This is a genomic window from Phyllobacterium sp. OV277 (assembly GCF_900104355.1).
Lineage (GTDB): Bacteria > Pseudomonadota > Alphaproteobacteria > Rhizobiales > Rhizobiaceae > Phyllobacterium.
Window position 1 is genome coordinate 406748 of sequence record NZ_FNIY01000002.1, and the last position, 12586, is coordinate 419333.

13 protein-coding genes are annotated in these 12586 nt (G+C 56.5%); 10 read left to right on the plus strand and 3 right to left on the minus strand.

Annotated elements, in window-relative coordinates; translation table 11 throughout:
* Positions 1-77: 77 nt before the first annotated feature.
* Entirely contained in the window at positions 78-815 is a 738-nt protein-coding gene (locus BLU05_RS07945; protein ID WP_091879088.1) for an SDR family oxidoreductase, read from the plus strand.
* A 75-nt stretch (positions 816-890) separates the two neighbouring features.
* Here BLU05_RS07945 and BLU05_RS07950 read toward each other — a convergent pair whose 3' ends face one another.
* Positions 891-1961 carry an NAD(P)/FAD-dependent oxidoreductase gene (locus tag BLU05_RS07950; protein ID WP_091879090.1) on the minus strand — a complete coding sequence of 357 codons (1071 nt, stop codon included), beginning with the start codon at positions 1959-1961 and terminating at the stop codon, positions 891-893.
* A 169-nt stretch (positions 1962-2130) separates the two neighbouring features.
* Between BLU05_RS07950 and BLU05_RS07955 the strand changes: the two genes are divergently transcribed.
* The 3 genes from BLU05_RS07955 (at position 2131) to BLU05_RS07965 (ending at position 4338) form a co-directional block, all read left to right on the plus strand.
* Positions 2131-2508 (plus strand): VOC family protein, encoded by a 378-nt coding sequence (locus BLU05_RS07955; RefSeq protein WP_091879091.1) that lies wholly within the window; start codon positions 2131-2133, stop codon positions 2506-2508.
* A 62-nt stretch (positions 2509-2570) separates the two neighbouring features.
* On the plus strand, positions 2571-3362 hold the full coding sequence (locus BLU05_RS07960) for a helix-turn-helix transcriptional regulator (protein ID WP_091880159.1): 792 nt from the start codon (positions 2571-2573) through the stop codon (positions 3360-3362).
* 85 nt (positions 3363-3447) lie between these two features.
* A complete protein-coding gene (locus BLU05_RS07965; protein ID WP_091879092.1) occupies positions 3448-4338 on the plus strand; it encodes a DMT family transporter in 891 nt (296 codons plus the stop codon).
* Here BLU05_RS07965 and otnC read toward each other — a convergent pair.
* The gene (otnC, locus tag BLU05_RS07970) at positions 4325-4966 is read right to left on the minus strand and encodes a 3-oxo-tetronate 4-phosphate decarboxylase (protein ID WP_091879094.1); all 642 of its coding nucleotides are present in this window, start codon (positions 4964-4966) and stop codon (positions 4325-4327) included. The two genes, BLU05_RS07965 and otnC, sit on opposite strands and share 14 nt — an antisense overlap.
* A complete protein-coding gene (locus tag BLU05_RS07975) occupies positions 4963-5988 on the minus strand; it encodes a LacI family DNA-binding transcriptional regulator (RefSeq protein ID WP_091879096.1) in 1026 nt (341 codons plus the stop codon). Before BLU05_RS07975 ends, otnC begins: the two co-directional genes overlap by 4 nt.
* Before the next feature lie 147 nt (positions 5989-6135).
* Here BLU05_RS07975 and ltnD point away from each other — a divergent pair, with 147 nt between their 5' ends.
* The 6 genes from ltnD (at position 6136) to BLU05_RS08010 (ending at position 12581) form a co-directional block, all read left to right on the plus strand.
* On the plus strand, positions 6136-7068 hold the full coding sequence (gene ltnD, locus BLU05_RS07980; protein ID WP_091879098.1) for an L-threonate dehydrogenase: 933 nt from the start codon (positions 6136-6138) through the stop codon (positions 7066-7068).
* A gap of 43 nt (positions 7069-7111) precedes the next feature.
* On the plus strand, positions 7112-8095 hold the full coding sequence (gene denD, locus BLU05_RS07985) for a D-erythronate dehydrogenase (RefSeq protein ID WP_091879099.1): 984 nt from the start codon (positions 7112-7114) through the stop codon (positions 8093-8095).
* Positions 8092-8868, plus strand: coding sequence for an SDR family oxidoreductase (locus tag BLU05_RS07990; RefSeq protein WP_091879101.1), 777 nt, complete (start codon positions 8092-8094; stop codon positions 8866-8868). The genes denD and BLU05_RS07990 overlap by 4 nt, the downstream gene beginning before the upstream one ends.
* 60 nt (positions 8869-8928) lie before the next feature.
* Positions 8929-9993 (plus strand): ABC transporter ATP-binding protein, encoded by a 1065-nt coding sequence (ugpC, locus tag BLU05_RS07995; RefSeq protein ID WP_091879102.1) that lies wholly within the window; start codon positions 8929-8931, stop codon positions 9991-9993.
* A 120-nt stretch (positions 9994-10113) separates the two neighbouring features.
* Positions 10114-11427, plus strand: a complete 1314-nt coding sequence (locus BLU05_RS08000) for an ABC transporter substrate-binding protein (protein WP_091879104.1) — start codon at positions 10114-10116, stop codon at positions 11425-11427.
* Positions 11428-11654: 227 nt separating this feature from the next.
* Complete coding sequence (locus tag BLU05_RS08010; protein WP_091879107.1) at positions 11655-12581, plus strand: carbohydrate ABC transporter permease; 927 nt, start codon at positions 11655-11657, stop codon at positions 12579-12581.
* The last annotated feature ends 5 nt before the right edge of the window (positions 12582-12586 follow it).

Genomic DNA, 12586 nt, shown 5'->3' on the forward strand with positions numbered 1-12586 from the left:
CAGAAATTACCGCATTCTGAGCTTCATTACGAAGTGAGATTGTACAATCTAGCTCTTCAATCTTTAAAAGGTGGATCATGGGTCGATTTTCGGGAAAGCGAATTCTCATCACGGGCGGCACCAGCGGCATGGGACTTGCCGGTGCCAGGCGCATTGTAGCGGAAGGCGGTCAGGTGATTGTCACCGGCATGAGCAAGGAACATCTCGACGAAACAAAGCAGGCGCTGCCGGGGGCGCTGATTTTGCGCAATGACGCCGGAGACCCTGTTGCTGCCGATGCGCTTGCTGAAAAGGTGCGTGAATTGGGAAGCCTCGACGGGCTTTGGCTCAATGCAGGTTATGCCGCAGTGGCAGCAATCGAGGACATTGACGCTGCGTTCTTCGATCGCATGATGAATGCCAATGTGCGCGGTCCGGTGCTTCAGCTTGCCAAACTTTCCAGTTATTTGAACAAAGGTTCCTCGGTTGTTCTGACCTCATCGACTGCGACCTATGAGGGCGCGCCAATTGCCAGCACTTACGCGGCCACCAAGGGGGCGATGATTGCCATGGCGCGCTCCTGGGCTTCTGCCCTTGGCGAAAGACAGATACGCGTTAATGTGGTTGTTCCCGGACCGATCGAAACCAATTTTCGCAATTTCATGGCTGATGATTTCCGTAGGAAATTTGAGGCGGATGTGGTCGGACATCTGGCGCTTGCCCGTGTCGGAACAGCCGAAGAAGCCGCTGCGGTCGCGCTGTTTCTGCTGTCAGACGATGCATCCTACGTCACCGGCAGCCAATATGCCGTTGATGGCGGTCTGATCATGCAATGAGCGACGATTGAAGCTCTGGCTGTTGGATACGTAAGGCACCAATGAAAGCGACTTATAAGCCGTTATCACACCTTGTCAGCCAAATCTTGAAAGCCGGAAAGGCGTGAGCCTTTCCTCGGGCTTGTCTGACAGGATTTCTCTGGAAAGGAGCAAGCCAACGGCGGGAGCAAGTGTAACGCCAGAATGCATGACGGCAACAGAAAGCCCTTCATGGGTTTCAGCCTTGCCGATGATTGGAAACCCGTCTTTTGGGGTTGGCCGATAGCCGACCGTAAAAAAATCCAGCGCCAGATCATCAGCGCCCTTCAGCATTGTTCTCAGTTTGGTAAAGAGCCGGTCCGCCGCTGCCTGCTGGTCTTCGCCGGGGTCACGTCCACCGAAATCGGCACCCGCAATGATCCGGCCTTCCGCCGTCTGCCGCATATGCAGTTCCGGCGCGAGGACGAGGCCATTCAGCCGTTTTTCCGTGGGTCTGGAATGCACGATCAGCCCCGGCGGCGTCTCGACGGGGAGCGTAACGCCCGCTGTTTTTGCCAGCACAGCCGCCCCTGCTCCCGCTGCAAGCACCACATGATCGGCTTGCAATGCGCCAAATGTTGTGGCGACCCCGGTAATTCTGTTGCCTTCCTGTAGAAGCCCTTGGGCATTTGCTCCATAAAGCAATCGCGCTCCACGCGCCTGCGCGCCCGCCAACATGCGTTGAGCAGCCGCGACAGGTTCGACCACCCCTTCTTCAGCAATGCGCAGCGCAATGGCGGGCACCTGAGAAAGATAAGGCTCCAGCGCTGCAACATCGTCGCGATTGATGCGCCTGATACCATACCCCCAACGCCCATACTGCGTCGTATAGGTTTCCATGTCCTCGAGCGACATATCCCAGCAAATACTGCCGCACCAATTGACCCCGATATCAGGCAGTTCTTTTGCCAGACGCTGCCATCCCTCCATCGCGTAACGACGAAAGCGGAAATAGAATTCAGGATTACCCCAGCTGGCATTGATCCATGCGAAGGAAGCAGGCGTGGCCACACCGCCACTTTTCTCAGCGACAACTGTTACAGCAGCACCCTGCCGCGCCAGATGCCAGGCAATGGAGGCGCCGATAATTCCAGCACCAACCACAACTACATTCTTTGGTTTTGCCACGCGTTTGCTTCTTTCACTAAGACCGGGAATCTGCCTGCGCCTTGTTGGACGACGGTATCATTTCCGGATCAACGCCCCGCCAAGACGGCTATGCTGATTCACCTTGACGATCAACGTCAATCCCTGTTCGCTTTAATCATCATACAAATGCAGCAAATGAGGTATCCCTGTGCAACTGCTTCTCGAGCTTTTTGTCGATGATCTCCAGCGATCACGCGATTTCTTCACTGGCGTGCTCGGCTTTGAAGTGCGCGCTGAACAAGCGAGCGGTTACACCAGCCTGAGCAACGGCGACGCGCTGATATCGCTCAATGATCGCAAACTGTTGGGTGACGATCATCCGATACAGGCGCACGCTGGAGAGCGACTGGGACGCGGTATCGAAATCGTGCTGAGTGTTGCCGATATCGACGCGGCCTTTGAGAAGGTGACTGCCAGCGGTTGGCCTGATGTCAGTGAACTGGGCGAACGGCCATGGGGACTTAGAGATTTCCGCCTTGCCGACCCGGATGGCTATTACCTCAGAATTTCGTCTATGCGCACTTGAGGCGAAATGCGGCAAGCTCGTCAGGATTTGTGACAATACAAGTCCGATGGTAGATGTATCCGATGGAAAAGGGCCAGTTCAAGATCTTTCGGTGTAGCGTCGCAGGCATTGATGCCGTCGCGGCTGCAACGAAACACAGTTTTCCACGCCACACGCATGAGCAGTATGGCATCGGCGTCATTCATCAGGGTGCGCAAAAGTCCCTTAGCGGCCGCGGCATGGTGGAGGCTGGTTCTGGTGATGTGATTACCGTCAATCCCGGCGAGGTGCATGACGGAACGCCAATCGGCGATGACGGACGCTCCTGGAAGATGCTCTACTTCGATCCGCATGTGATTAATGAGGTGGCCAAGGAGAGGGATGAGTTCCCCCGACCAGTCATCCGTGACGTACGTTTGGCAAGTGCATTCGAACAGCTTTTTACTGTAATGACCGATGACCGAACCACCGCATCCGCCCTTCATCGCGAAGAACTGCTGCTTGAGCTATTGGCAGGCGTGTTTCGCGAAATAGATGACCCGCTCCTGTTTCAGGCAATACCAAAAGCCATTCGTCGCGCCCGGAACCTGATCGATGATCAGCCGACGCTTCCGGTGACGTTAGCCGATTTGGCGGAAGAAACCGGGCTGAGTCGCTTTCAAGTGCTGCGCGGTTTTACCCGTGCCACGGGCCTGACGCCCCACGCCTATCTGACGCAGCGCCGGATTGATCTTGCACGCCGGATGATTGCGGAGGGATCCTCGCTTGCAGAAGCAGCCATTGCCAGCGGCTTTGCCGACCAAAGCCATATGACAAGAACCTTCGTGCGCAAATACGGCGTATCGCCCGGCGCCTATGCTGCGGCAATAATCTGATCCTTTTTATCGCCTGCAATTTCGTTCAAGACGATCCATCCGCGATAAGGCTCTATGCGCCTTTCCAACATGGAGAGGATGGCGCATGTCGAAGCAGGTTCAGGGTTATGTTTTTTTGGCGCTGGCCATGGTGCTCGTGGGAAGTACCGTGATTGCCAGCAAAATCATCGCGGCGGGTTTGCCGCCCTTTACTGCAACTGCCCTTCGTTTTGCGATTGCTTTCCCCGTGTTCCTGATGCTCATGCGGATGACCGGAGCAACATGGCCCAAGCTTGATCGATCTACCTGGATATTACTTGTGCTGCAGGCAGGTGCGGGCAGCGTTGGCTACACAACCCTCTTGATATCAGGCCTGAAACTGACATCGGCAACGGATGCCGGTGTGATTATCGGGACATTGCCCGTTGTATCAGCGGCCATTGCTATTCTCATTCTGGGTGAACGGCCGCATCGCTTTACCCTCATTGCCATTGTGTTGGCGACAGCAGGTGTGGTTTCCATCGCCTTTCGACCGGGAGAAAACGGAATGCATTCGCTTGTTGGTAATGCCCTGATCTTTGCCGCCGTTATCTGCGAGGGTCTGTTTATCCTGCTCAACAAACGCCTCAGGACACCCATTCCACCATTGGCCCTCTCGACCCTGATGACCGGTCTTGGACTGGCTGTGGCCGTCGTACCAGCTGTCTTCGAGACGCCGTTGGCGGGCGGGATGAGCACTGCTTCATTTTGGGCGGTGATCTATTATGCCATCGTCCCGACGGTGGGCGGCTTTCTTCTCTGGTACGCAGGCGCCGCGCGGGTTAGCGGTGCCGAAGCCTCGCTCTTTACCGCCGTGGCACCTGTCTCGGCTGTACTTTTCGCTGTTATATTGCTCGCAGAGCCCGTCAGCCGAAACCAGATCATCGGTATTGCCTGTGTGCTTCTGGCGGTTATGGGCCTCGGCCTGCAATCCTTGAAAGCCGTCAAATCCGTTTGAGCGCGGCGACCTGATCTGATGTGAGTGGACGGATTCGATGGCCATGCAGAAGCAGGAAGAGCTTGGCCGTCTCTTCCAGTTCCTCAATAGCATATTGCGCATCCTGCAGCGTCTTTCCAGCTACAACCGGTCCGTGGTTGGCGAGAAGAACCGCATGATGTTCTTTGGCCTTCTCGCTTACGGCAAGGGCCAGTGCCTCATCGCCGGGTGGATAGTAGGGAACAAGAGGCAGGACACCGATGCGCATGACGTAATAGGCAGTCAGGGGCGGCAATACGTCGTTCGGATTAAGGTGAGCAAGGATACTGACCGCCACCGAATGGGTGGAGTGAAGATGCACCACCGCATTGGCCTGCGCCTGTTCGCAATACATGCAGCGATGCAGGAAGGCTTCCTTCGTCGGCTTATCACCATCGACATGCACGCCTGCGGCGGTGAAGCGGGAGAGCCGCGCGGGATCAAGTATGCCCAGCGAAACATTGGTGGGTGTCATCAGCAATTCGCCGTTCGAAAGCCGAGCACTGATATTGCCTGTTGAACCCGATGTAAGACCACGATTGAACAGAGACGCACCGACCGAAACGATCTCATCGCGCAGTCTGGTCTGTTCTGACAGGATCGCGGTCATGCGGTCGCTCCTTCTATGATGTCATAGCCGGTATTGATAATGGTCTTTTCCGCCGGACGTTCGCGGCTTTCCAGAAGTTTCTCCGCCGCAGTCTTGCCGATCAGAAAGCGTTTGGAAAGGATCGTCGACAATGGCATCGGCATTGCCTGCCCAATATCAAGACCGTTGAAGCCGAAAATGCCCAGCTGCTCCTTTGGTGTGATACCCGCATGGATGCAATGGAAGATGCCACCCATCGCCATGTCGTCATTTGGAAATACAACCACATCAAGACCAACTGCCTTGCGCAGAATTGTTTCCAGCAGATGACGGCCAGCCATGGTCGAGCTTGGTCCCAGAACACGCTCCTCGGCAATCAACAACAGGCCAGCGTCTTTCAGTGCTGCTCGCAAGCCATTGTAACGGGCGCGGGCGCGGTCATCCCCGGCAATGGTATGACCAACATAGCCAAAGCGTCTGTAACCACGCTGAACCAGATGCTTTCCGGTATCATAGCCTGCCTGCCAGTGTGACATGCCCACGGCAATATCGACCGGATCACCGTCGATATCCATGAGTTCGGCAACACGGAACCGCCCATGCTCCAGATGGCGCCGCGCTGTCGCCGTGTGGTGCAGCCCCGCAAGGATCACCGCCGCCGGTTGCCACGCCAGAAAGGAAAGAAGAATACGCTCTTCGATCATCGGGTCATAATCGGTAACACCAATGACCGGCTGAAATGCCGTCTCGGTCAGAGCCGTGTGAATGCCGCGCAGCACATCGGGAAACACAATGTTGGACAGCGAAGGCAGAAGCACACTCATCAGAGTGGATGCCGACGAGGCAAGGCTGCCTGCAGCGCGGTTCGGGATATAGCCAAGTTCGGCAATGGCAGCGAGAACCCTGGCTCGGGTTGCATCGGCGATAGGCCCCTTGCTGCGCACCACCCGCGAGGCGGTGATGTCGCTGACACCTGCAAGGCGCGCCACATCCGCCAATGTCGGTGTGTCGGGGTTCCGGTGCGCGTTGCGTTTGCGTGGCATATCATGATCCCGGTGGGATTGTGCAGAATAATGATAGCGCTACCATAAATCACTTGATGAACGCTAGTGAGTGTGCAAAAGTTTATGTTAGCGCTGTCATAAACCCATCAAAGGGGCAGGCGAATGAACCTATCGGGAGGATAGTTTTTGAGTTCAGCAGCAAGGATTGCAGTGATAGGTCTTGGCTCGATGGGCCTTGGCATGGCGCGCTCGGCGCTGCGTGCCGGACATATTGTTGTCGGTTGTGATGTCAATCCGGCTTCCTTGCAGACGCTTGCCGCCGCTGGCGGTAAAATCGCCGCAACACCCGCACTTGCAGCAGTGGATGCCGATATTGTTGCGGTGGTTGTCGTCAATGCAGAGCAGACAAAAACTGTCCTGTTCGGAGAAAACGGCGCAATCCATGCGTTGAAACCGGGCAGCGTCATCATATCATCCGCAACGCTTTCCCCCACGGACGCCAAGGATTTTGCTGCCCGCGCAGCCGAACATCAGGTGCTTTATCTCGACGCGCCCATCAGCGGCGGTGCGGCAAAGGCCGGTGATGGTCGTCTGACTGTCATGGCCTCCGGTTCTGCTGATGCGTTCCAAGCCGCCCGCCCCGCCCTCGACGCCATGGCCGAGACTGTCTACGAACTTGGCAATGAGGCCGGGATTGGCTCTTCCTTCAAGATCGTCAACCAGTTGCTTGCCGGTGTGCATATTGCGGCTGCCTGCGAGGCGATTACCTTTGCCAAGCGGCTCGATCTCGACATCAGTAAAGTGTTCGAGGTGATCTCGAAATCCGCAGGAAATTCCTGGATGTTCGAGAACCGCATTCCGCATGTGCTCGCCGGTGATTATTCACCAAAAAGCGCTGTCGATATTTTCACCAAGGATTTGGGTATTGTCTCGGATATCGGCCGCCAGCAAAAGTTTCCCCTGCCGGTGGCAAGCGCGGCTCTCCAATTATTCCTGATGACTTCGGCGTCGGGTATGGGGCGGGATGATGATGCATCCGTGGCACGGCTTTATGCCAACATTACCGGACTGGAGCTTCCGGCTCCAGCACCCCAACAGACTGAAGTCACTGCTGTTTGAACAATGAGGGCTGAAGCCCGCACGACAAAGAGGTTGATTGCATATGCATGTACTGGTCATTGGCGCTGCTGGCATGGTGGGCCGCAAACTGCTTGATAGAATTGCGGCCGAAGATGGCATCCTTGGCGGTGGTATTGACAAGCTGACACTCGTCGATGTGATCGAACCGGCAGCACCCGCCGTACTGGCAGGCATTTCCACATCCAGAGCCGCTGACCTTTCTGATCCGGGTGTCGCGGAACAGCTGATCGCCAGCCGTCCTGATCTGATCTTCCACCTTGCCGCTATTGTTTCCGGCGAAGCGGAAGCGGATTTCGAGAAGGGCTACAAGGTCAATCTGGATGGCACGCGCTCACTATTCGAGGCAATCCGGCTGGAAAGCGCCAAGGCAACCTATCGTCCGCGTGTGATTTTTGCCTCGTCGATCGCCGTGTTTGGCACGCCGTTTCCCGATAAGATCGGCGATGAGTTTTTCACGACTCCGCTCACAAGTTACGGCACGCAGAAGGCGATTTCCGAACTGCTCCTGTCGGATTACAGCCGCCGCGGCTTTTTCGATGGTATCGGCATCCGCCTGCCTACCATCTGTATTCGCCCCGGCAAGCCCAACAAGGCCGCATCCGGTTTCTTCTCCAACATTCTGCGCGAGCCACTTGCGGGACAAGAGGCAATTCTGCCCGTAGACGAGAACGTGCGTCACTGGTTCGCCAGCCCGCGCTCGGCTGTCGGTTTCTTTGTGCATGCGGCGACGCTCGATCTGGAAAAGGTCGGGCCGCGCCGCAACCTTTCCATGCCCGGCCTTTCGGCTCTCGTCGGTGAAGAGATTGCTGCCTTGAAGCGTGTGGCAGGCGAAAAGGCTGTCAAACTGATCCGGCACGAACCTGATCCCACGATCCAGAAGATTGTTGCGGGGTGGGCGACAGATTTCGACACACGGCGCGCGGCAGCACTCGGCTTCAAGGCAGAGACAGTTTTTGACGACATCATCAAGGCGCATATTGAAGACGAACTGGGCGGAAACATATGACCAATTATCAGGATTCAGGCAAAGGCAAGATCGCGCTCGTCACCGGAGGCGGTACGGGCGTTGGCAAGGCGATTTCAACAGCGCTGCTCGCTGTTGGCTGGACCGTTGTCATTACCGGTCGGCGCAAAGAGGTGCTTGATGAGGCGGCGAAAACATTGGCTGCCGAAACCAAAGGCACGGTCAAAACTATCGCCGCCGATGTCAGCGATCCTAAATCCGTAACGGCGCTTTTCGATGCAATCAAAGCCGATTTCGGACGGCTCGACCTTCTTATCAACAATGCTGGTATCAATGTGCCGAATGTTGCCATAGAAGAGGTGACGTTCGAACAGTGGAACGCCATTCTGGGCGCCAATCTGACAGGCGCGTTCCTGTGTACACAACAGGCATTGAAACTGATGAAGGCGCAGACACCGCGCGGCGGGCGCATCATCAATAATGGTTCGATTTCCGCGACGACACCGCGTCCGAATTCTGCACCCTATACGGCAACGAAGCACGCCATAACCGGCCTGACCAAATCCACAGCACTGGATGGGCGGCCCTTCGACATTGCCTGCGGCCAGATCGACATCGGCAATGCCACCACCGAAATGACATCGCGAATGGCCGGTGGCGTTTTGCAGGCCAATGGCGAAACCGCGAGCGAACCGACGATACCTGCGCATTATATCGGCGATGCTGTTGTCTATATGGCGGGTCTGCCGCTGGAAGCCAACGTGCTGTCGCTGACGGTCATGGCAACAAAAATGCCGCTGGTCGGGCGTGGATAGCAATTCAAGGCGGCGTTTTGGGAGAAGCACCGTTCGATAAAACAATAGGGAGGAACTGGCATGGCATCAGTCGAATTCGCCAATGTAAGAAAATCATTCGGGACGCATCCGGTTATCAAGGGCGTTGATATCGAGATCGCCGATGGCGAGTTCGTCATTCTGGTTGGGCCATCGGGCTGCGGCAAGTCCACGCTTCTGCGCATGCTGGCGGGGCTTGAGAACATTTCCGCCGGTGAAATCCGTATCGGCGGCCAGGTGGTCAACGGCCTTGCACCAAAGGAACGCGACATTGCCATGGTGTTCCAGAATTATGCGCTCTATCCGCACATGACTGTCGCCGACAATATGGCCTTCTCGTTGACACTAAAGGGTGCTTCCAAAGCCGAGATCGACAAGCGTGTAAAACCGGCAGCGGAGATACTGGGGCTTACTCATCTGCTCGACCGCTTCCCCCGGCAGTTATCCGGCGGTCAGCGTCAGCGCGTTGCCATGGGCCGCGCCATTGTGCGTGACCCTCAGGTGTTCCTGTTTGACGAACCGCTCTCCAACCTCGATGCGAAATTGCGTGTCGCCATGCGGGCTGAGATCAAGGAACTGCACCAGCGGCTGAAGACGACTACCGTCTATGTGACTCACGATCAGATCGAAGCCATGACCATGGCTGACAAGATCGTGGTCATGCATGACGGGATTGTCGAACAGATCGGCGCACCGCTGGAACTCTATGACCAGCCGGCCAATCTGTTTGTCGCCAGCTTCATCGGCTCGCCCGCCATGAACATGATCAAGGGTACGCTCGATCAAGACAGTAATTTGAAGTTCAAAACCAATAATGGCATCGAACTGCCCGTTGCAAAGGCGCCGGAGAGCGCGAAAGGGCGCGCGCTGATCTATGGCCTGCGGCCCGAACACATGACAATTGCTGCTGGCGGCATTCCGGCCGAAGTTGTGGTCATCGAGCCGACAGGTTCTGAAACGCAAATGATCATGCGGGTTGGCGGCGATCTGGTTACCGGTGTGTTCCACCAGCGCATCAATGCCAAGCCCGGTGAAACCGTCGGCCTGTCGATCCATGCGGAGGCCACATATCTTTTCGACGCAGAGACCGGCAAGCGGCTGGTCTGAAATTTACCAAACGGCACCTGCCAATCGGGGAGCAGTGCCAGTCATAAAGCCCCCGAAAAGCATGAGCCGGAAGCGGGAGACGTTCCGGACATGCCTGTGAAACCCAAAGGAGGAGCATCCATGACCATCAACAGACGACATCTTCTCGGCGCTTCTGCCGGACTAGTGGCCGCAGCCGGATTGAACCGGTTCGGTCTTACCCCTGCCTTTGCGCAGGCCGCCCCCACGTACAAACCCGAAGCCGGTGCTAAACTGCGTCTGCTCCGCTGGGTACCGTTTGTACCTGCCGAAGAAGCTGCCTGGCTTGCCAATACCAAGAAATTTTCCGACGCCACCGGCGTTGAGGTGCGCATCGACAAGGAAAGCTGGGAGGACGTACGACCGAAAGCGGCTGTTGCTGCCAATGTCGGCTCCGGCCCTGATATGGTGATGAGCTGGTTCGATGATCCGCAGCAATATCCTGACAAACTGCTTGATGTAACAGAGCTTGGCACCTATCTCGGCGGCGCGCATGGCGGCTGGTATCCCGGCCTTGAGGGCTATGCCAAGCGCGACGGCAAATTCATTGCCCTACCGCTTTGCGCTATCGGCAATGCCATCGTCTATCGCGATAGCCACATGAAGGCCGCTGGCTTCAGCGAATTCCCGAAGGATACAGCTGGCTTCCTTGAGCTTTGCAAGGCTTTGCATGCCAAGGGTACACCGGCGGGCTTCCCGCACGGCAAGGCTGTGGGTGACGGCAACAATTATGCGCATTGGCTGCTCTGGAGCCATGGTGGCAAGATGGTCGACGAGAGTGGCAAGGTTGTCATCAACAGCCCTGAAACGCTCGCTTCGGTCAAATATGCACAGGAACTCTACAAGACGTTCATTCCCGGCACGGAAAGCTGGCAGGACGTCAACAACAACCGCGCTTTCCTCGCCGGTCAGGTCTCGCTGACCGCTAACGGCGTGTCTGTCTATTATGCGGCGAAGAAAGATCCATCAATGGCGGCCATCGCCGAGGATATGCGCTCGGTCAACCTGCCCATCGGACCTATCGGCCAATCGGTAGAGCTGCATCAGGCGTCGACGCTCTCCATCTTCAAACACACGAAGTTCCCGGAAGCGGCCAAGGCCTATCTGCAGTTCATGTATCAGGCTGACAATATGAATGCGTGGATCGAGGGCGCCAGCGCCTATTGCTGCCAGCCGTTGAAGGAATTTGCTGCCAATCCCGTCTGGAAATCCAACCCCATCCATGAAGCCTATGCCAAGGCTTCGGGAAGCCTGCGGCCAAACGGCTATGCCGGACCGCTCGGAACAGCCTCTGCAGGTGTGATGGCCGACTACGTGCTCGTCGACATGTATGCCACCGCCGTGACGGCTCAGATGACGCCTGAGGACGCCATCGCCCAAGCCGAAAAACGCGCCAACCGTTACTACAACGTTTAGCTAGAGGTGGAGACCGGCAGGATGATGATCACAGGATTGAACGTGAAGGGGGGAGTTTCTCACCCCCCTCTGCCCTGTCGGGCATCTCCCCCACAAGGGGGGAGATCACATTGGCATAAACGCCTTTGCACAACCGGAAACCTTTCAAGTTTCGCAAAGGCGATACTGAAGGCTGATCTCCCCCCTTGTGGGGGAGATGTCCGACAGGACAGAGGGGGGTGCTCTTCATGACGGCGACAACCAAACCACCTTCGGCGCTTGTCGCCCTTACCCGGAACAATACCTTTCTTGGTTTCATGTTCCTCCTGCCGGCTGCCGTCTTCCTGTTGTGCTTTTTGACCTACCCACTCGGGCTTGGTGTCTGGCTTGGTTTCACCGATGCCAAGATCGGGCGGGACGGCGTCTTCATCGGCCTTGATAATTACAAGGCATTGGCCAGCGATTCCGTTTTCTGGATGGCCGTCTATAATACGGTTCTCTACACCTTCATTGCCTCTGTCTTGAAATTTGGGCTGGGCCTATGGCTGGCGCTGATCCTCAACGAGAACCTGCCATTCAAATCATTCTTTCGCGCCATTATCCTCCTGCCGTGGGTTGTTCCGACCGTACTGTCGGCGCTTGCCTTCTGGTGGATCTACGATGCGCAGTTTTCGATCCTTTCCTGGTCGCTGATCAAACTCGGCCTGATCGACACGCCCATCAATTTCCTCGGTGATCCCAACAATGCACGTGCTTCGGTGATTGCCGCCAATGTCTGGCGCGGCATCCCCTTCGTCGCCATCTCGCTGCTTGCGGGCCTTCAGACCATACCGCAATCATTGCATGAGGCCGCCTCGCTTGATGGTGCAACCGGCTGGCAGCGTTTCCGCTTCATCACCTTGCCGATGCTCACCCCGATTATCGCCGTGGTGATGACTTTCTCGGTGCTCTTTACCTTCACCGATTTCCAGCTGATCTATGTGCTGACCAAGGGCGGGCCGGTGAATGCGACCCACCTCATGGCCACACTTTCGTTCCAGCGCGGTATTCCCGGCGGGCAGCTCGGCGAAGGCGCGGCAATTGCCGTTGCCATGATCCCGTTCCTCCTTGCCTCGATCCTGTTCTCGTTCTTCGGCCTTCAGCGCCGGAAATGGCAACAGGGCGGACAGGATTGATAGGG

Excerpts from the sequence above, each read along its gene's own strand:
- BLU05_RS07945 (WP_091879088.1), top strand. The coding sequence starts at position 78 with ATGGGTCGATTTTCGGGAAAGCGAATTCTCATCACGGGCGGCACCAGC.
- BLU05_RS07960 (WP_091880159.1), top strand. The coding sequence starts at position 2,571 with ATGGAAAAGGGCCAGTTCAAGATCTTTCGGTGTAGCGTCGCAGGCATT.
- BLU05_RS07965 (WP_091879092.1), top strand. The coding sequence starts at position 3,448 with ATGTCGAAGCAGGTTCAGGGTTATGTTTTTTTGGCGCTGGCCATGGTG.
- otnC (WP_091879094.1), bottom strand. The coding sequence starts at position 4,966 with ATGACCGCGATCCTGTCAGAACAGACCAGACTGCGCGATGAGATCGTT.
- BLU05_RS07975 (WP_091879096.1), bottom strand. The coding sequence starts at position 5,988 with ATGCCACGCAAACGCAACGCGCACCGGAACCCCGACACACCGACATTG.
- denD (WP_091879099.1), top strand. The coding sequence starts at position 7,112 with ATGCATGTACTGGTCATTGGCGCTGCTGGCATGGTGGGCCGCAAACTG.
- BLU05_RS07990 (WP_091879101.1), top strand. The coding sequence starts at position 8,092 with ATGACCAATTATCAGGATTCAGGCAAAGGCAAGATCGCGCTCGTCACC.
- ugpC (WP_091879102.1), top strand. The coding sequence starts at position 8,929 with ATGGCATCAGTCGAATTCGCCAATGTAAGAAAATCATTCGGGACGCAT.
- BLU05_RS08000 (WP_091879104.1), top strand. The coding sequence starts at position 10,114 with ATGACCATCAACAGACGACATCTTCTCGGCGCTTCTGCCGGACTAGTG.
- BLU05_RS08010 (WP_091879107.1), top strand. The coding sequence starts at position 11,655 with ATGACGGCGACAACCAAACCACCTTCGGCGCTTGTCGCCCTTACCCGG.